This window comes from Nonomuraea glycinis, from assembly GCF_014646515.1.
Classification (GTDB): Bacteria; Actinomycetota; Actinomycetes; order Streptosporangiales; family Streptosporangiaceae; genus Nonomuraea; species Nonomuraea glycinis.
Genome location: NZ_BMNK01000004.1, coordinates 112714 through 130693, shown reverse-complemented (window position 1 = coordinate 130693; position 17980 = coordinate 112714). Strand labels below are relative to the sequence as shown.

Here is a 17980-nt window from a genome sequence, read left to right as displayed (position 1 = left end):
AGAATGTGATGCAACCATCACTGACTGTCAGGGGTCTCATGAACGTCACGTCGATCGGCGCCGCCGCAGCAGGGGTTATGGCCGTGCTGAGCCTCACCGCCGTTCCGGCCCAGGCTCGCACCGTCCCCCTCCTCCCGGCCGCGCCCGGCCCGGCCGCGCCCGGCCCGGCCACGCTGGCCTGCGATGTCGGCACGCCGCCCGGCAGCCCGCCGGCGTTCGTCCCGGAGCTCAGGCTGATGCCGGCGAAGGTCACCGTGCGCGGCGCCCTGTGGCTGAGCGGCTGTCGCGGCTCGCGTCCCCGGCTCCGGTCGGCCTGGATCACCCTGCGCGCCGCCGGCCAGGCCTCCTGCGCGGGCACCCGAGGGCTGCGCGGCATCGCCACCATCACCTGGTACGACGCGGCGGGCCGCCCGATCGGCAGCTCCAAGCTGCGCACCGGCGGCGGCGACCTGGCGGACCGCAGCGCGGGCGGAGGGCTGCTGACCGGCACGGTGACCAGCGGGCCGCTGGCAGGCGCCCGCTCACGCGGCGGCATCACGTCCTCCGACAGCGTGCTCACCTGCGCCATCCGCGGCACCGGCGCCATCTCCGGCGCGGGCCGCATCACCTTCGGCTGAACGGGACGGCTAAACGGGACGGCTAAACGGGACGGCTAAACGAGGCGGCTGAACGGGACGGCTAAACGAGGCGGCCGCGCGGGGCGGCTGGACGAGGCGGCCGCGCGGGGCGGCTGAACGGGGCGCGCGGCTCCGCGCACGGTGGATCGACGTCATGCAGGATTGAGCGATGAGTTGCTTGCGCGCCAGGGTCCCGCGAGCGGTAGGGACAGCATGACCGCCGCGAAAGACCTGGCGGACAAGATGCACCGCGCCTTTTTCCGGACGCTCTCCCTGCTCTCCTCGCGGGGGCAGGGAGCCTTGCTGCGCCGCTACTTCGACTGGTGGCACCGCCGCCCCGACCCGTGGAACATGGGCACGGACGCCTACGAGCAGGCCAAGTACGCCGCCACGCTCGCCCAGGTCTCCGCCGGCCCCTACCGGCGCATCCTGGAGATGGGCTGCAGCGAGGGCGTCTTCACCCAGCGGCTCGTCCGGGCCCATCCGGACGCGCACGTCACGGCGGTGGACATCTCCGAGCGGGCCTTGCGACGGGCCGCCGAGCGGGTCGCCGAGGCCGCTGACCGGACGCTGCTGGTCGCGGCCGACCTGCTCACCTTCACCGCCGAGCACCGCTACGACCTGGTGTTCTGCTCGGAGACCCTCTACTACGTCGGCCGTGGCGACCGGCTGCGCCAGGCCAGCGCCCAGCTGATCGGCCTGCTGGCCCCCGGCGGCGTTCTGGTGCTGGTGCACCCCTGGCCGGAGGCGAGGCGGCTGCACCGCTTCGTCGACGCCAGCGGGGCGGTGTCGCGGGTGAGCGAGTTCGTGGAGACCGCGGCGCACCGGCCGTTCGCCGTCTCGGTCTATCGAGCTCCCGGCCGGACGGCGGCTTCGGCGACCGGCTGAGCCATGTCTCGGCTCTCCTCGGTCGCGGGCCAGACTCAACGCCGCGATGGTCGCGGGTCAGCCGAGGTCGCGACGGTAGAGGGCGGCCAGCCCGGCAGCGGTGAGCCCGGTGGCGACGGCCGCCAGCAGGACCAGCGGCGTCACGGTGAACTCGGCGATCGGCAGCCCAGGGGTCTGCGCGAACGGCGACACCCGCAACACCGACGGGTCGGCGCGCAGCAGTTCGACCGCGAACTCGAGCGCGAGGCACAGGCCCAGCGCGGTATAGGCGATGATCGCGGCGAGCCGTGGCAGCAGGCCGTACACCAGCGCCGCGATGGCGGCCAGCACCAGGACCGAAGGCAGCCGCGTCAGGCTCGCACCCAGCAGTCGCGCGATCTCGCCGCCCGGATCTCCCGTGGAGAGCCCATGGACCAGCCCCATCCCGAGACCGAGCCCGGCGAGCACGATCCCGGACCCGGCCGCGGTGATGGCCAGGTGGCCGCCTGCCCAGCGCAGCCTGCCGACCGGGCCGGCCAGGACGGCATCGGCACGGCCGGAGGTCTCCTCCGCCCGCAGTCGCAGGGTCGCCTGAATCGCGTACACCGTGATGACCTGGCTCATCAGGTAGATGACGAAGGCGAAGAAGCCGTCAACGGGACGGCTGCCGCCCATCCGCTCGATCAGCCCTCTGAGGGCCTCGCTCGCGTTCAGCTGTTCGGCGGCGCTCCGCGCCACGCCTCCCAGCCCGGCGCCGAAAGCGGTGGACGCGACGGCCCAGGCGAGCAGCGTGCCCCGCTGCAGTCGCCAAGCCAGGGCGAGCGAGCTGCGCAGGCCCGGCGTCGCGTGGGCGGGACCGAGCCGGGGAGGGAGGATCCCGGCCCCCAGGTCCCGGCGGGCGGATGTCCGGTATGCGACGGCCACCAGCAGCAGGATCAGGCCGATGACGGGCAGGAGCGGCCAGGCGTGGTCGCCTGCGAAGGGCCGCATGCGCTGCGTCCAGCCGAACGGTGACAGCCAGGACACCCAGGAGCTCTCCCCGACGTCGGCGACCGCGCGCACCGCGTACAGGAGGCCCATCGCCGTGACGGCGATGCCGGTGGCGGTGCGAGCGGTCTTGGTCAGCTGGGCCGTCAGGCCCGCGAGCGCGGCGAAGACCCAGCTGGCCGCGGCGACCGACAGTCCCATCACCAGAGAGCCCCGAGCGGGCAGGCCCTGGCTCATCAGCCCGAGTGCCACGACCAGAGCGGTGACCAGGTTGGCGGCGAACGCCACGGTCAGCGCGGCCGTCAGCGCCGCGTGCCGGCCCACCACGGTCGAGCCCAGCAGTTCGGCACGGCCGGTCTCCTCCTCCGCGCGGGTGCCGCGAATCACCAGCGACAGGCTCGCCAGCGCGATGAGCAGGGCGGCCTGCCCGCGTACGCGCCACGCGGCGAGCCCTCCGGGGGACGGGTCATAGATCGGGCCGATCATCATGAGCTGGGTCGGGTCGCCGTTGGTCGTGTGGAGGAAGACCTGGCGCGCCTCCTCGGTGGGGTAGGCGCCGGCCACCGAGGCCGCGACCCCGATCACGAGCAGCGCCACCAGCCCGAACCAGACCGGCGCCCGCACCCGGTCGCGTCGCAGGATGAGCCGGATCAGGCCGCCGGTGCCGGTGAGGGCGCTCATCGCCGCACCACCGCGCGCTCTCCGGCCGCGCCCGTCAGATCGTCCGCGTAGTGACGCAGGAACATCTCATCCAGCGTCGGCGGCCGGCTGACCAGGCTCCGCACGCCGACTCTCACGAGCTCGCCCAGCAGCGTGTCCAGCGCGTCACCGTCGACCTGGCAGCGCAGCCGGTTGCCCTGCGTCCACAGGTCGTGCACGCCGGCCGTTCCGGTGAGCGGGGGGACAGGGCCGGTGAGCTCGGCCGTGATCGAGGTGCGGGTGAGGTGGCGCAACTCGGCGAGGGTGCCCGTCTCCACCGTGCGGCCGCGCCGGATGATGCTCACCCTGTCGCACAGGGCCTCGACCTCGGCCAGGATGTGGCTGGACAGCAGCACCGTGCGTCCCTTGCGCCGCTCTTCCTGGATGCTCTCCTGGAAGACCGTCTCCATCAGCGGGTCGAGGCCGGAGGTGGGCTCGTCCAGGATGAGCAGGTCGGCATCCGAGGCCAGCGCCGCGACCAGGGCCACCTTCTGCCGGTTCCCCTTGGAGTAGGCGCGCCCCTTCTTACGCGGATCGAGCTCGAACCGGTCGAGCAGCTCGGCCCGGCGCTGAGGGGAGAGCCCGCCGCGCATCCGCCCGAGCAGGTCGATCGTCTCGCCGCCGGACAGGGTCGGCCACAGGGTCACGTCGCCGGGCACGTAGGCCAGCCGGCGATGCAGTGTGGTCGCGTCGCGCCAGGGGTCGCCGTCCAGCAGCCGAGCCGTGCCGGAGTCCTGACGCAGCAGGCCGAGCAGGATCCGGATGGTGGTGGACTTGCCGGCCCCGTTGGGACCGAGGAAGCCGTGCACTTCACCGGCCTGGACCGTCAGGTCCAGCCCGTCGAGTGCCCGCGTCCGGCCGAAGGTCTTGACCAGGCCGGACACGGAGATCACGTTTGACATGAGGCGAGCGTACATGAATTTCACGAAATTCGTGAAGATTGGAAAAGCGGTAGCCTTGGGCCGGCGGGGATGACGCGCAGAGGGAAGCATGATCGGCAGAGCTGACGACGGGAGTGACGTGATCGAGAGCAGCGGCGACGTGCCAACGGCCGATGGGCTGCGGTTCCTCGAACGCTTCGCCCTGATCATGTCCGAATCGGGCTATCCGCGGATGGCCGCCCGGGTGCTCGCGGCGCTCCTCATCGCCGACGACGGCCGGCGTACCGCCGCCGAGCTCGCCGACGTGCTGCAGGTCGGCCCGTCGGCCGTGTCGGGCGCGGTGAAGTACCTGATGCGGGTCGGGATGGTGACCCGTGAGCGGGACCCCGGAGAGCGTCGCGATCGTTACCGCGTCGACCAGGCGGCGTGGTACAGAGCGGCGGCGTCGAGTGACGAGGTGTTCCGCCGCTTCGAGGAGGGCGCGCGCGACGGGGTCGAGGTGCTCGGCACGGACACGCCCGCGGGCGCCCGGATGGACGAGACCCGGCGCTTCTTCGCGTTCCTCCGGAGCGAGGTGCCTCAGCTTCTGCACAAGTGGAACGAGGTGAACGCGCGATCCGCGCGGGAGTAGCCGCGCCGGGCGTCGTCGCGCGGCGGCCGGGTCAGGTCACCCCCGTGTCACCGCACGTCCCCTGTGATCAGCGGGGCTCGCTCGCCTCGCCGGGGTAGGCCGCGTCCCACCGCTCCCGGGCGGCTGCCATGGCGTCCTTGTGCTCCCTTGACCAGTCGGCCAGCCGCTCGATCGTCTCGGCCAGGCTTCGGCCGACCGGCGTCAGCCGGTACTCGACCTGCGGCGGGATCGTCGGGTACGCCGTCCGTTCGACCAGCCCGTCCCGGCACAGCCGCCGCGTCGTCAGCGTCAGCATCCGCTGGGAGATGCCGGGGATCGCCCGGTGCAGCTCCCTGAACCGCCGCACCCCTTTGCTCAGCTCCACCATCACCAGCACCGTCCACTTGTCGCCGAGACGGTCGAGCACGTCGCGGATGCCACAGTCCTCATCCCCGCACGGCCCGGGGGCCTGGGGCGTTACCTCCGTGTGCGCGACTGACATGAGAGTGCCTCCTTACAGCGGGTGCCCGGGCACCCCCATGCTGGGCGTTGTTTCACCCTTTGCTTCATCTGCGCATCAACAATAGGAGTGGTCTCATGATTCTCGTCACCGGCGTGTCGGGGGGACTTGGCGGTGCGATCCTCGCCGGGCTGCAGGCCGTGGGCGGGCTGGAGACGGCCGGGGCCAGCAGCTCCGGGGACGACGGGGCGGCGCGGCTCGCCGACTTCGACCGGCCGGAAACGCTGGAGCCGGCCTTCGCGGGCGTGGACGTGCTGGTGTTCGTCTCGGCGGGGTATGCCGAGGACGATGTCGTCCTGGCCCGCCACGGCGCCGTGGTGCGGGCGGCCACCGCCGCCGGCGTCCGGCATGTGATCTACACCAGCCTGGCCGGCTCGGGGGAGCGGCTCACGATCGCGCTCGCGCACCGCTGGACCGAGGCGCGGCTGGCCGAGGCGCCCTTCGACGTCACCGTCCTGCGCAACGGCCTGTACGCCGAGATCCCGGCCGGGCTGGCCATGGCCGGGGCCGCCGTGGCGGCGGCGAGCGGGGTGTTCGCCGCGCCGCTCGGCGACGGGCGGCTGTCGGCCGTCGCCCGCGACGACCTGGCCGCCGTGGCCGTGCGCGTGGCGGCTGAGGCGCAGGCGGACCTGGCTCCGGGGGCGCCGCGACGGCACGCGGGACGTACGTACGAGCTGGAGGGTGTGGAGGCGGTCGGCGGGCGGGAGCTCGCCGAGGCGCTGGCCGAGGCGCTCGGCCGGCCCGTCGAGTACCGGCCGGTGCCGCTGGGTGAGACGCGGGCGGCGCTGGCCGGGCTGGAGCCGTACCAGGTGGGGCACACCATGTCGACGTTCTCCAACGTCGGCGCGGGGCTGCTGGAAGGCCGCGGCGGCGACCTGACCGCGTTCCTGGACGCGCCGCGGCCGGTGCGCGACCTCGTCATGGCGTCGGTCAGGTCGGCCCTGGTATCGGCCCAAGGAGGCTGACGCCTCCGTCCTGCCCGTGCGAGCCGACCGGCACGGTACCGGCGGGAACCGTCACCGTCGACACGAGCTGAGCTGAGCTGCGCCTACCATGGACGGTGATCTCTGGGAGGACTGAGCGAATGTCGGACGAACGCGCCCTGCGGGCGGACTGCGCGAGCTGTTTCGGGCTGTGCTGCGTCGCGCTGCCCTTCGCCGCCTCCGCGGACTTCGCCGTTGACAAGCCCGCCGGGCAGCCGTGCGGCAACCTTCAGGCCGACTTCCGCTGCGGCATCCACCAGCGCCTGCGGCAGGAGGGCTTCTCCGGCTGCACCGTCTACGACTGTTTCGGCGCGGGGCAGAAGGTCTCCCAGGTCACCTACGAAGGCCGCGACTGGCGGCGGCACCCGGAGACCGCCCAGCAGATGTTCGAGGTGTTCCCGGTCATGCGGCAGCTGCACGAGCTGCTCGCCTACCTCACCGAGGCGCTGAGCCTGCCGGCCGCCCGCGCGGTCCACGGCGACCTGCGGCCGATGCTGGCCGAGACCGAGAGCCTGACCCGCCGGAGCCCGGCCGACCTGCTGGAGCTGGATGTCGCCGGCCACCGGCAACGGGTCAACGTGCTGCTGCTGCGCACCAGCGAGCTGGTGAGGGCCGGCGCCGGTCGTCGTAAGAAGGATCGCAGAGGGGCCGACCTGATCGGGGCCGATCTCAAGGGCGCCGACCTGGCCGGGGCCAACCTGCGCGGCGCCTACCTCATCGGCGCCGATCTCAAGGGCGCCGACCTGCGGCGGGCCGACCTCATCGGCGCTGACCTGCGGGGCGCCGACCTGAGCGGGGCCGACCTCACCGGCGGCATCTTCCTCACCCAGTCGCAGCTCAACGCGGCCAAGGGCGACACCGCCACCCGGCTCCCGCCCACGCTCACCCGTCCGCGGCACTGGACGTCCTGACCGGGGCGGGTCAGGCGTCCCGGCGTGGGACGCCTGACGACGCGCCGCTACTTCGGCATGAGGACCTTGTCGATGACGTACACGGTGGCGTTCTTCGTCGGCACGTTGCCGCAGACCACCTTGGCGTCGTCGACCATGAGATTGTCCTCTGAGCCCTTGGCGGTCACTTCGCCGCCGCCGAGGGTGGTGAGGGTGGCGTCCTCGAGGTCGGCCGGCTCGTTCCGGCCCTCGACCACGTGATTGCTGAGGATCTTGGTGAGCTGCGCCTTGTCGGCCATCACCTTGTCGCGGGTCTCCTGCGGGATCGCCTCGAACGCCTCGTTCGTCGGGGCGAACACGGTGAGATCCTCGGCCGAGTTCAGCTTGTCGGTCAGACCCGCCTGCTCCAGCGCGTCCGCCAGGGTGGAGAGCTCCTTCACGTCGGAGATCGCGGTCCCGACCGGCTGGCCGGCGATGGTGGGGAGGGAGCCCTCGATCGCGGAGCACGCGGGACCGAACGGGCTGGCTTCGGGTGAGGCCTCGGGCATGGGGGAGAATGCGGAAGCGCTGGTGGTGCTCATCGTGGCGGTCAGCGTCAGAGCCGTCGCCAGAAGGAATCGTTTCACCATGGTCTCCTCGGTTCGCTGGAGCCGTCGGCGTAGTGCCTGAATCCAGTGTCCGGAGGCGTCGAGAAGCCTGGGGTTGTGGCTATTCCAAAAGCGGACAAAGAGCGCGTGTCGTCGGTCTTGAACGGCTCCGGATATGAGAAAGACGGTTTCGGGAGGTGTGACGGATGACGCGATGCCTGGTCACGGGCGCGACCGGCTACATCGGCGGACGGCTGGTCCCGGAGCTGCTCGCGGCGGGACATGACGTCCGCTGCATGGTGCGCTCTCCGGCACGGCTGCGTGACCTGCCCTGGGCCGGGCGGGTCGAGGTCGCCGAAGCCGACGCGAGCGATCCCGGCCGCACGGCGGAGGCGCTGCGCGGGGTCGAGGTCGCCTACTACCTGATCCACACCATGGGCGGCGGCAAGGGCTTCGAGGAGGCCGACCGGATGGCCGCCCGCGGGTTCGCGCGGGTCGCCGAGGCGGCGGGCGTGCGGCGGATCGTCTACCTCGGCGGTCTCACGCCGGGCTCGGACGGCCACCTGTCGCCGCACATGAGCTCACGGACCGAGGTCGGCGAGATCTTCCTCGCCTCCGGGGTGCCGGCCGTGGTCCTGCGCGCCGCGATGATCATCGGATCGGGGTCGGCCTCCTTCGAGATGCTGCGCTACCTCACCGAACGGCTGCCGGTGATGACCACGCCGCGCTGGGTGCGCAGCCGTACGCAGCCCATCGCCGTCCGCGACGTGCTGCGCTACCTCGTCGCCTGGGCGGGCATCCCCGACGCCGTCGACCGCGCCTTCGACGTCGGCGGTCCCGACGTGCTCACGTACGCGGACATGATCCACCACTACGCCGCCGTCGCCGGCCTGCCGCGACGCCTGATCCTCCCGCTGCCGATATTGAGCCCGGGACTGTCCAGCCACTGGGTCGGCCTGGTCACCCCGGTGCCCGCCAACATCGCCCGCCCCCTGGTGGAGTCCCTGCGCGACCCGGCCGTCTGCCGGGAGCACGACATCGCGGCGTACGTGCCGGATCCGCCGGACGGGCTGATCGGCTTCCGCGAGGCCGTCACGCTGGCCCTGCAGAAGATCAAGGAGGCCGACGTGGCGACGCGGTGGTCGTCGGCGTCCACGCCGGGCGCGCCCAGCGATCCCCTGCCCACCGACCCGGGCTGGGCCGGCGGCAGCCTCTACATCGACCGGCGCACCAGAGCCGTCGACGCGCCCCCCGAGGCGCTGTGGGAGGTCATCGAGGGGATCGGCGGCGAGAACGGCTGGTACTCCCTGCCCGTCGCCTGGCGCGCCCGTGGCGCGCTGGACCGGCTGGCCGGCGGGGTGGGCCTGCGCCGGGGCCGTCGCGACCCCCGGCGGCTGCGGGTGGGTGACTCCATCGACTTCTGGCGGGTGGAGGAGATCGAACGGGGCCACCTGCTGCGGCTGCGTGCCGAGATGAGGCTCCCCGGGCTGGCCTGGCTGGAGCTGAGCCAGTGCCAGGAGGACGGCCGGACGGTCTATCGACAGCGGGCGGTGTTCCATCCGCACGGGCTGCTCGGCCACCTCTACTGGTGGCTGATCTCTCCCTTTCACAGCATCGTCTTCGGCCGGATGCCGCGTAACGTCGCGGCGGCGGCCGTCCGCCGCGCCGCGAGATCCCGTTCGCACCCCGGCCCGCACGACCGGGGCGCGAGAGAACGCAGGTGAGGACGGCGTCGGACCGCCACGGCCGCTCAACGCTGTCGGACCGCCACGGCCGCTCGACGCTCAGAAGACGTCGTGGTACTGGTCGGGCCGGCGCGTCCGTACCCCGAGCTCGCGGGCCGCGTCGAGGGGCCAGTAGGGGGCGCGGAGCAGCTCGCGGCCGAGCAGGACGGCGTCCGCCTGGCCGGAGACGAGGATGGACTCGGCCTGATGCGGGTCGGTGATCTCGCCGACCGCGGCCACCGGCAGGTCCGTCTCGGCCCGCACCTGGCTCGCGAACGGCACCTGGTAGCCGGGGCCGGTGGGGATCCGCACCCCCTTGGCGTTGCCGCCGGTGGAGACGTCGAGCAGGTCGACGCCGTGGGCGAGCAGTTCCTTGGCCAGGCGTACGGTGTCGTCCCCGTTCCAGCCCTGGCCGTCGGGCAGCCAGTCGGTGGCCGAGATGCGGAAGAACACCGGCAGGTCTTCGGGCCAGACGGCGCGTACGGCGTCGGCGACCTCCAGCGCGAGGCGGATGCGGTTCTCGAAGGAGCCGCCGTAGGCGTCGGTGCGGCGGTTGCTGTGCGGAGAGAGGAACTCGCCGATCAGATAGCCGTGCGCGCCGTGGATCTCCACGACCCGGAAGCCGGCCCGGTGGGCGCGCTCGGCGGCGGCCGCGAAGTCGGCCACGACGCGGCGGATCCGCTCGACCGGCAACTCCTCGGGCACCGGGTGGTCGTCCGCGAAGGGGATCGCGCTCGGGGCGACCGGCCGCCAGCCGCCGTCGGCGGGGCTCACCGGGGCACCGCCGAGCCAGGGCCGGTCGGTGGAGGCCTTGCGGCCCGCGTGCGCGAGCTGGATACCGGGCACGGTGCCCTGCTCGGTGAGGAAACGGGTGATCCGGGAGAACGCCTCCTGCTGGCGCTCGTTCCACAGCCCGAGATCGGCGGGGCTGATCCGGCCTTCCGGGGAGACGGCGGTGGCCTCGGCCAGGATCAGCCCGGCACCGCCCACCGCCCGGGTCGCCAGGTGGGTGAAATGCCAGTCGCCGGGCACTCCGGCCATCGGGCCGTCGATGGCGGCCGAATACTGGCACATCGGGGCCATCCAGACACGGTTGGGGATGGTCAGCGATCGCAGGGTGATCGGGTCGAACAGCATGGGGCCTCCTAGTTGTACGACGGCTACCGTACTACGATAAGTGTCGAACTACGAGACCTGTCGTACTATTGCCCTGTGAGAGTCCTGGAGCATCCGACGCCCGAGGAGATCCGGCTGGAGGCGGTCCTCCATGCTTTCGCCGATCCCATGCGACTGGAGGTGGTGCGTTTCCTCGCCGAGGCCGGCCGGGAGGTGTCCTGCTCGGAGATCGACCTGGCGGTCAGCAAGTCCACGGGCACCCACCACTACCGGGTCCTGCGCGAGGCCGGGGTCATCAACCAGGTCTATCGGGGCACCGCGAAGCTCAACTCCCTGCGCCACGAGGTCCTGAACGCGATCTTCCCCGGCCTGCTCGACAGCGTCATCGCCGCCACCGCCCGGCAGCGGCCGCCCGCGCCCTCGCCGTCCCAGCGGCGAGGGGAGTGATCCGTCTCGCTCAGTGGCCGCCGGTGAGCTGCCCGGCGAGGGTGCTGTGCAGGTCGGCGCTGGGCTTGTTGAGCCCCACGACGGTGACCTTCTTGCCCCGGGCGGCGTACTTGGTCTCCACCGCGTCCAGGGCGGCCACGGAGGAGGCGTCCCAGATGTGCGCGCCGGTGAGGTCGATGACGACGTCGTCCGGGTCCCCGGCGTAGTCGAACCGGTAGACCAGGTCATTGCTGGAGGCGAAGAACAGCTCGCCGGTGACCGCGTAGACCACCTGCTCGCCGTCGGGGTCGAGGCAGGCGGTGACGGTGGCCAGGTGGGCGACCCGGCGGGCGAAGATGACCAGGGCGACCAGGCTGCCGACGATCACGCCGACGGCCAGGTTGTGGGTGGCGACCACGACGGCGACGGTGATGCCCATGACGATCGTCTCGCCCCAGGGCATCCGCTTGAGGGTGGCGGGTGCGATGGAGTGCCAGTCGAAGGTGCCGACCGACACCAGCACCATGACGGCGACCAGTGCGGCCATCGGGATCTGTGACACCCACGGGCCGAAGACGATGCACAGCACCATGAGGAAGACGCCGGCGGCGAAGGTGGAGACGCGGGTGCGGGCGCCGTTCTTCACGTTGATCATCGTCTGGCCGATCATGGCGCAGCCACCCATGCCGCCGAAGCAGCCGGTGACGATGTTGGCGATGCCCTGGCCGATGGACTCGCGGGTCTTGTTGGAGCGGGTGTCGGTGATGTCGTCCACGAGCTTGGCCGTCATCAGCGACTCCATCAGCCCGACCAGCGCGAACGCGATGGCGTACGGGGCCAGCAGGGTGAGGGTGTCGAGCGTGAACGGCACGTCCGGCAGACCCGGGACGGGCAGCGAGGACGGCAGCACGCCCTTGTCGCCGACGGTCGGCACGGCCAGGCCGGCGCCGAGCGTGATGGCGGTCAGCACGGCGATGGACACCAGCGGCGCGGGCACCACCGTGGACACACGCGGGAAGAACACCATCAGCGCCAGCCCGCCGATCACCAGCGGATAGACCACCCAGGGCACGCCGGTGAGCTCCGGCACCTGCGCCATGAAGATCAGAATGGCCAGGGCGTTGACGAACCCGACCATCACGCCGCGCGGCACGAACCGCATCAGCTTCGCCACCCCGAGCGCCCCCAGCACCACTTGGAAGACCCCGCCCAGGATCACCACGGCGACCAGGTGACCGAGCCCGTACTCGCGGGCCAGCGGCGCCACCACCAGCGCGATCGCGCCCGTCGCGGCCGAGATCATGGCCGAGCGCCCGCCGACGACGGAGATCACCACGGCCATCGTGAACGACGCGAACAGGCCGATGCTCGGGTCCACACCCGCGATGATCGAGAACGAGATCGCCTCGGGAATGAGGGCCAGCGCCACCACCAGCCCGGACAGCAGCTCGGTGCGCAGCACCCTGGGGGTCAGGTGGCGAAGATCGGGGAACGACAGGCGGCGCGTGGCCACGACGGGACGAGCAGACAAGGGACCATCCGAACGGGAGAACGAGGTGTCGGCGGCCAGGCTCTCGCACGCGGATGGCCGCCCTGTGGCACGGCGATGACGCCGCCGTATCGAACGAGGGGACTATCGGACGCCGGGCGATCGCATCCCAGGCCGCATGAGCGCGATGATGTCCCCCGGGTGACGTGCTGAAAGGGGAGCCGGCGCTCTAGGGCAGGCGGCCGACGAAGGCGAGAGCCTGCTTGAGCAGCACGCCCTGGCCGCTGGTCATCTCCTGCTGCACCATCGGCGAGGCGGCCTCGTCAGGGGTGAACCACTCCAGGTCGAGCGCGTCCTGGCGGGGACGGCAGTCGCCGCGCACCGGCACGATGTAGGCCAGCGAGACGGCGTGCTGGCGCGGGTCGTGGAAGGGGGTGACGCCGGGGGTCGGGAAATACTCGGCCACGGTGAACGGCACCGGGGAGGCGGGCAGGCTGGGCAGCGCCACCGGGCCGAGGTCCTTCTCCAGGTGGCGCAGGAGGGCGTCGCGGATCCGCTCGTGATAGAGCACCCGCCCGGAGACCAGGGCACGGCTCACGCCGCCGTCCTGCGCGATGCGTAGCAGGAGGCCGACGCGGGTCACCACGCCCGCGTCGTCGACCCGTACGGGCACGGCGTCCACGTAGAGGATCGGCATCCTGCCCCGCACCGACTCCAGCTCCTCAGGGGCGAGCCAACCGGTCATGGTCTCGGTTATTTCGGTCACCCGCTGATCGTACTTGCCGCCGGGCTGTGAACGGCGATCGGGGAGGCGGCCGATCCCGGAGAGGCCCGCGAACGGCGCTGTTCACGAGCGGTGTTCGCGGAAGAACGCCCGGATGTCGCCGGTGAGCAGGCCGGGCACCTCCATGGCGGGGAAGTGGCCGCCCTGGTCGAACTCCGACCAGTGCGCGATGGCGTTCGCCGGGTCGATCAGCGCGCGGATGCTGAAGTCGGCGGCGAACACCGCGACGCCCATCGGCGGGCCCGCGTGCGCCTGCTCCTGCTCCTGCCCGGCCATCTGCGCGAAGCCGCGCATCCCTTCGTACATGGCGTTGGCCGAGGATGCTCCCGACCTGGTGAACCAGTAGAGGCTGATGATGGTCAGCAGCTGGTCGCGGTCGATGGGCTCGTCCGCCGGGCCGGTCCACTCGGCGAACTTCTCGGCGATCCAGGCGAGCTGTCCGGCGGGGGAGTCGGTCAGGCCGTAGGCGAGCGTCTGCGGCCGGGTCGACTGCAGGTGCAGATAGCCGAGCCCGTCACTCTGGAAGGCGTTGAACCGCTCGGCGCGGGCCAGGTCGGCGCCCGACAGTCCGTCCAGGTCGACAGAGCCGCCCAGGGGGTACGGCCCGGGTCCGTTGATGTGCACGCCGGTGACGTGCTCCGGCGCGACCATCGGGAGCAGCATCGACACCCCCGATCCGGCGTCGGTGCCCTGCGCCGCGTACCTGTCGTAGCCGAGCCGGCTCATCAGCTCCGCCCAGGCCTGCGCGACGCGGAACAGGCTGCCCCAGGAGGCGTCGCTCAGCGGCGACAGGCCGTAGCCCGGCAGCGACGGGATGACCAGGTGGAAGGCGTCGGCGGGGTCGCCGCCGTGCGCCCGCGGATCCGTCAGCGGGCCGATCACCTTGAGGAACTCGATCGGTGAGCTGGGCCAGCCGTGCGTGAGGATCAAGGGGAGCGCGTCAGGTTCCGGAGAACGTACATGGATGAAGTGGATGCGCTGGCCGTCGATCTCCGTGGTGAACTGCGGGTGGGAGTTGAGCTCGGCCTCCTGCTCGCGCCAGTCGAAGGTCGTCCGCCAGTGGTCGGCGAGCTCTCTGACATGGCTCAGCGGCACGCCGCGGCTCCCGTCGGCTCCCGGCGCCTCGTCGGGCCAGCGGGTCCGGTCCAGCCGGTCGATCAGGTCGTCCACGTCAGCCTGGGGGATGTCGAGGTGGAAGGGGCGGATCTCTTTGCTCGCGGTCATGGGTAAACCCTAGGAAGCATCGCGGAAAGATTCGTTCCGCAATTCAGGTGATGACAGAGTGATCTACTTTGTAAAGGCGCCGACGTCGTACGAGCGCGGGCAGCCAGGGCAGGACACCCAGCAGCGACAGGATCGACAACAACGGGACGCGCCACCACGGTGAGACGACGGCCGGGGGCGGCGCGGGCAGGGCCGCCACCCACGGGCGCGCGGTCTTGGACCAGGCCAGGAAAGCGTCCCCGATGGGGAGCAGGCCGAAGGCGTACCGCTTGGCCCACGGGGTGCCGAACGGCAGCCCGGCGAACTCGCCGTAGCCGGCCAGCGCGCCGGCGAGCGGCGCGTCGCCGTGGACCTGGGCGGCGCCCAGGGTGACGGCGGTCGCCGAGAGACTGATCCCGAGGGGGAGCGGGCCGGAGTCGACGTCGCCGGGCCCGTCCATGCCGTGGGGATACTCGCGTACGGCCGGTCCGAGGCCCAGGGGCGTGGCGAGGAAGCGGTCGCGGAAGCGTACGTACTGCTCGCCGGCGAAGGCCGGGTCGATGTCGACGAGGAAACGCTGGATGAGGCTCTGCGAGCTGCCCCTGGCCACCTCGATCGGGTCGCCGGTGTCAGGATCGGCCTGGTGCGGGAGCAGGCCGGTGCGCGGATCGAGCCGCCGCCGTACCTCCTGGAGCCACCGCTCGGTGGTCCTGGCGAACCGGGCGGGCAGCAGCGTGTCGTGCAGTCGCAGGGACGCGATGGCCACGGTGGAGTCGACCGGCCACGCCTGGCCCGGGTAGGCGGCCAGGTAGGGCGAGGCGGCGGCGTCGAACGCGGCGCCGAGGGCGGCGGAGTCGTCGGCGAACCGGCGCGTCTCGGCCGGGTCGCGCCGCCCGGCGGGCTGGAGGCTCAGCACCTGGCCGCGTAGCAGGTTGCTCCAGCCCCGGTGGAAGACGCCGTAGGCAGGGGTGAGGTCCGGGCTGAACGGGGCGCGGCCGGCGGGTGATTCCAGTCGCGCCAGCGCCCAGCGGGCCTCGCGTAACGCCACCGGCCGCTCGCCGGCCGGCCGCCGCATGCCGAGCTCGGCCCAGGTCAGGCCGTACAGGGCGTGCAGGAAGAAGTAGCCCTCGGGGAAGAGCCGCTGCGCGTCGTCGCCGGCTCCGGCGCCGAGCGCCGCGCGCAGGAACGTGAGCTGCCGCTCGACTCCGGGGGGCTCGCCGGTGGGGCCCGCGGTGGCGGGCACGAGGAGCCGCCCCGCGCCCGCCAGTGCGCAGAGGCTGATCGCGACGGCGGCCAGCCGGCGCGACCAGCGGAGGGTGCGGCGTACGCGTGACGGGGGCACGGACATCCGGTGATCGTATAGCCCGGCGTCGTGCAGCGAGCGGCCTCAGCGGCCGCCTATTCCGGCTGATCGACCCGCTGCAGAGCGTCTCGGAGGAACTCCAGCTGGAACCGCAGCAGCCCCTCGACGGCCGCCTCGGAGGCCGGCAGGTGGGTGGCGCCGGACAGCGGCAGCACCTGGTGCGGGCGGCCCGCCGCGAGCAGGGCCGCCGACATGCGCAGCGTGTGCGCCGGCACCACGTTGTCATCGGCCAGCCCGTGCACCAGGAGCAACGGCCGCCGCAGCAGGGCCGCGTCACCGATCGGCGAGGAGCGGTCGTAGGCGTCGGGATGCTCGTCGGGGTGGCCGAGGAACCGTTCGCGCCAGTGCGTGTCGTACAGGCGCTGATCACTCGGGGCGGCGCCGGAGACGGCGGCGTGGAACACCTCCGGCCTGCGCAGCACCGCGGCGGCGGCCAGGGTGCCGCCGTAGCTCCAGCCCCGGATCGCGACCCGGCCCAGGTCAAGGTCGGGGCAGTGCTCGGCGGCGGCGTGCAGGGCGGCCACCTGGTCCTCCAGCGGGGCGGAGAGGGTGTCGCGGTGCACGGTCTTCTCCCACGCGGGCCCACGGCCGGGAGTGCCGCGCCCGTCGGCGACCACGACGGCGTACCCGGCCTCGGCGAACCACTGCGCCTCGCACAGGAACCAGGTCCTGGCCCGGACCGCCAATTGCACCGCGGGCCCGCCGTACGGCGCCATGAGCACCGGGAGCGGGTCGCCGCCCGGCCGGTGCCAGGAGGGCAGCAGGAGCGCCGTACGGATCTCCCGGGCACCCACCCGCAGCCAGGTGACGCGCGGGGTGATGGACGGCTCGGCATCGAGGGAGGCGACGGTGGCGACGGTCCGGCCCTGCCGGGTCACCCGGAAGGCGCGCCCCCGCTCGGTGTGCGCGGAGATCAGCAGCGCGCCGCCGCCGCGAGCGCCGGTGTGGACGCCCGGCCCGTCGCTGAGGCGGACCAGGCCGTCCTCGTACGCCCACAGGTGGGTCTCGGTGGGTTCGTCGCCGGCGGTGAAGAGCACGCTCTCGCCCGTCACGTCCAGCACCTCGCGGACCTGCAGGCCCTCCGGGGTGACCGGCCGGCCGTCCACCAGAAGTCGCCGGGTGGTGGCGGAGTCGGCCGTGTGGACCAGCGCGCCGGAGGCGGTCCTGGCGGGGGTGCCGGGGATCAGCTGCACCCAGGCGGCGTCGCGCTGCTCGTGCAGGAGCGTGGTGCGGCCGGTGTCCGGGTCGGCGGACAGGACGCGGAGTGAGCGCTGGTCGCGGCTCTGCACGCTGATCAGCGGGCCGTGCGCGTCCCAGCCGGCCGCGGTCACGTACTCGTGGGCGGTCCTGTCCCAGTCGACCTCGACGGCCCGGCCCGCCAGGTCGAGCAGGTGCAGGGTCACCTCGGCGTTGGCGGTCCCGGCGGCGGGGTAGGCGATCTCGCGGGGTGGCCGTGCGGGGTCGGCCGGGTCGGCGACCCACCAGCGCCGCACCGCCGAGGTGTCCACCCGCGCGACGAGCAGCCGGGTCCCGTCCGGCGACCACCAGTGGCCGCGCGTGCGGTGCATGGACTCCGCCGCGACGTGCTCGGCCAGGCCCCAGGTGATGTCCTCCCCCTCGGGTACGGCGAGCGGCCGGTCTCCACCGCCGGCCAGGTCGGCGACGTGCAGGGCGCCACCGGTGACGTAGGCGACCCGGCTGCCGGTGGGGTCCAGCCGGGGATCGGTCACCGGTCCGGCGGTGGCGACAGGGCGCGGTCCGGCGGCGCCATCGAGGTCTGCCCGGAGCACGCCGCCGGCAGGCCGGGGTCCGGCCGGGTCGAGGTCCACCGCCCAGAGCGCGCCGTCGACGGCGAAGACAGCGATGCGCAGGGCGGCGTCGGCCGAGTACGCGACCACGCCGGCCGCGGTCTCCCGGGCCCGTTCGCGCCGGATCAGCTCGGCCTCGGGCACGGGCCCCGCGACGGCGAGCGTCTCCGGGGTGGCGAGCAGTCGCTCCTGGTCACCGTCGAGCAGCCACAGGCAGCTCGTCCGGTCTTCGCCGCTGCGGCTGCGCAGGAACAGGATTCGGTTCCCGTCGGGGGAGAGGGTGAAGGCGCGGGGGACGCCGAGGGTGAAGCGCCGGGTGCGGGCGAGCTGGTGGGGGAGTCGGTTGGTATCCATAACGGGAAGCCTGCCCGTCGTACCGGTGAGCTCATGGGGGAGTTTTGTGCCTCGACGCGGATCTCGCGGAGG

17 protein-coding genes are annotated in these 17980 nt (G+C 72.6%); 7 read left to right on the top strand and 10 right to left on the bottom strand.

All coding sequences use genetic code 11. The features are described 5' to 3' along the window. Positions 1 to 38 precede the first annotated feature (38 nt). Positions 39 to 617: a hypothetical protein gene (locus tag IEY87_RS14065; RefSeq protein WP_189139068.1), complete on the top strand. Its 579-nt coding sequence runs from the start codon at positions 39 to 41 to the stop codon at positions 615 to 617. Between the two features lie 213 nt (positions 618 to 830). Then, complete coding sequence (locus IEY87_RS14060) at positions 831 to 1505, top strand: class I SAM-dependent methyltransferase (protein ID WP_189139067.1); 675 nt, start codon at positions 831 to 833, stop codon at positions 1503 to 1505. A 57-nt stretch (positions 1506 to 1562) separates the two neighbouring features. Here IEY87_RS14060 and IEY87_RS14055 read toward each other — a convergent pair whose 3' ends face one another. Then, positions 1563 to 3152, bottom strand: coding sequence for an ABC transporter permease (locus IEY87_RS14055; protein WP_189139066.1), 1590 nt, complete (start codon positions 3150 to 3152; stop codon positions 1563 to 1565). Then, on the bottom strand, positions 3149 to 4072 hold the full coding sequence (locus tag IEY87_RS14050; protein WP_189139065.1) for an ABC transporter ATP-binding protein: 924 nt from the start codon (positions 4070 to 4072) through the stop codon (positions 3149 to 3151). Before IEY87_RS14050 ends, IEY87_RS14055 begins: the two co-directional genes overlap by 4 nt. 88 nt (positions 4073 to 4160) lie before the next feature. Here IEY87_RS14050 and IEY87_RS14045 point away from each other — a divergent pair, with 88 nt between their 5' ends. Then, positions 4161 to 4682, top strand: coding sequence for a GbsR/MarR family transcriptional regulator (locus IEY87_RS14045; protein ID WP_189139064.1), 522 nt, complete (start codon positions 4161 to 4163; stop codon positions 4680 to 4682). 67 nt (positions 4683 to 4749) lie between these two features. Here the strand turns inward: IEY87_RS14045 and IEY87_RS14040 are convergent, their stop codons facing one another. Further along, positions 4750 to 5163: a winged helix-turn-helix transcriptional regulator gene (locus IEY87_RS14040; RefSeq protein WP_189139063.1), complete on the bottom strand. Its 414-nt coding sequence runs from the start codon at positions 5161 to 5163 to the stop codon at positions 4750 to 4752. Between the two features lie 95 nt (positions 5164 to 5258). Between IEY87_RS14040 and IEY87_RS14035 the strand changes: the two genes are divergently transcribed. Together IEY87_RS14035 and IEY87_RS14030 are read left to right on the top strand one after the other, a co-directional pair. Next, positions 5259 to 6146, top strand: coding sequence for an NAD(P)H-binding protein (locus IEY87_RS14035; protein WP_189139062.1), 888 nt, complete (start codon positions 5259 to 5261; stop codon positions 6144 to 6146). A 119-nt stretch (positions 6147 to 6265) separates the two neighbouring features. Then, positions 6266 to 7075: a pentapeptide repeat-containing protein gene (locus tag IEY87_RS14030; protein WP_189139061.1), complete on the top strand. Its 810-nt coding sequence runs from the start codon at positions 6266 to 6268 to the stop codon at positions 7073 to 7075. A 47-nt stretch (positions 7076 to 7122) separates the two neighbouring features. On the opposite strand, the gene IEY87_RS14025 is transcribed toward IEY87_RS14030, so the two are convergent. Further along, positions 7123 to 7683 (bottom strand): fasciclin domain-containing protein, encoded by a 561-nt coding sequence (locus IEY87_RS14025; protein WP_189139060.1) that lies wholly within the window; start codon positions 7681 to 7683, stop codon positions 7123 to 7125. 164 nt (positions 7684 to 7847) lie between these two features. Here IEY87_RS14025 and IEY87_RS14020 point away from each other — a divergent pair, with 164 nt between their 5' ends. Further along, complete coding sequence (locus tag IEY87_RS14020; protein ID WP_189139059.1) at positions 7848 to 9365, top strand: SDR family oxidoreductase; 1518 nt, start codon at positions 7848 to 7850, stop codon at positions 9363 to 9365. 60 nt (positions 9366 to 9425) lie between these two features. Here IEY87_RS14020 and IEY87_RS14015 read toward each other — a convergent pair whose 3' ends face one another. Continuing rightward, positions 9426 to 10502 (bottom strand): NADH:flavin oxidoreductase/NADH oxidase, encoded by a 1077-nt coding sequence (locus IEY87_RS14015; protein ID WP_189139058.1) that lies wholly within the window; start codon positions 10500 to 10502, stop codon positions 9426 to 9428. Between the two features lie 75 nt (positions 10503 to 10577). Here IEY87_RS14015 and IEY87_RS14010 point away from each other — a divergent pair, with 75 nt between their 5' ends. After that, the gene (locus tag IEY87_RS14010; RefSeq protein ID WP_225277345.1) at positions 10578 to 10928 is read left to right on the top strand and encodes an ArsR/SmtB family transcription factor; all 351 of its coding nucleotides are present in this window, start codon (positions 10578 to 10580) and stop codon (positions 10926 to 10928) included. A 10-nt stretch (positions 10929 to 10938) separates the two neighbouring features. Here IEY87_RS14010 and IEY87_RS14005 read toward each other — a convergent pair whose 3' ends face one another. The 5 genes from IEY87_RS14005 to IEY87_RS13985 form a co-directional block, all read right to left on the bottom strand. Next, positions 10939 to 12420 (bottom strand): SulP family inorganic anion transporter, encoded by a 1482-nt coding sequence (locus IEY87_RS14005; RefSeq protein ID WP_189139408.1) that lies wholly within the window; start codon positions 12418 to 12420, stop codon positions 10939 to 10941. A 205-nt stretch (positions 12421 to 12625) separates the two neighbouring features. Further along, positions 12626 to 13162, bottom strand: coding sequence for an NUDIX hydrolase family protein (locus tag IEY87_RS14000; RefSeq protein ID WP_189139057.1), 537 nt, complete (start codon positions 13160 to 13162; stop codon positions 12626 to 12628). Positions 13163 to 13243: 81 nt separating this feature from the next. Then, positions 13244 to 14404, bottom strand: a complete 1161-nt coding sequence (locus tag IEY87_RS13995) for an epoxide hydrolase family protein (RefSeq protein WP_189139056.1) — start codon at positions 14402 to 14404, stop codon at positions 13244 to 13246. A 43-nt stretch (positions 14405 to 14447) separates the two neighbouring features. After that, on the bottom strand, positions 14448 to 15731 hold the full coding sequence (locus tag IEY87_RS13990; RefSeq protein ID WP_189139055.1) for a hypothetical protein: 1284 nt from the start codon (positions 15729 to 15731) through the stop codon (positions 14448 to 14450). Positions 15732 to 15781: 50 nt separating this feature from the next. Next, the gene (locus tag IEY87_RS13985) at positions 15782 to 17908 is read right to left on the bottom strand and encodes a prolyl oligopeptidase family serine peptidase (protein WP_189139054.1); all 2127 of its coding nucleotides are present in this window, start codon (positions 17906 to 17908) and stop codon (positions 15782 to 15784) included. Between the last annotated feature and the right edge of the window lie 72 nt (positions 17909 to 17980).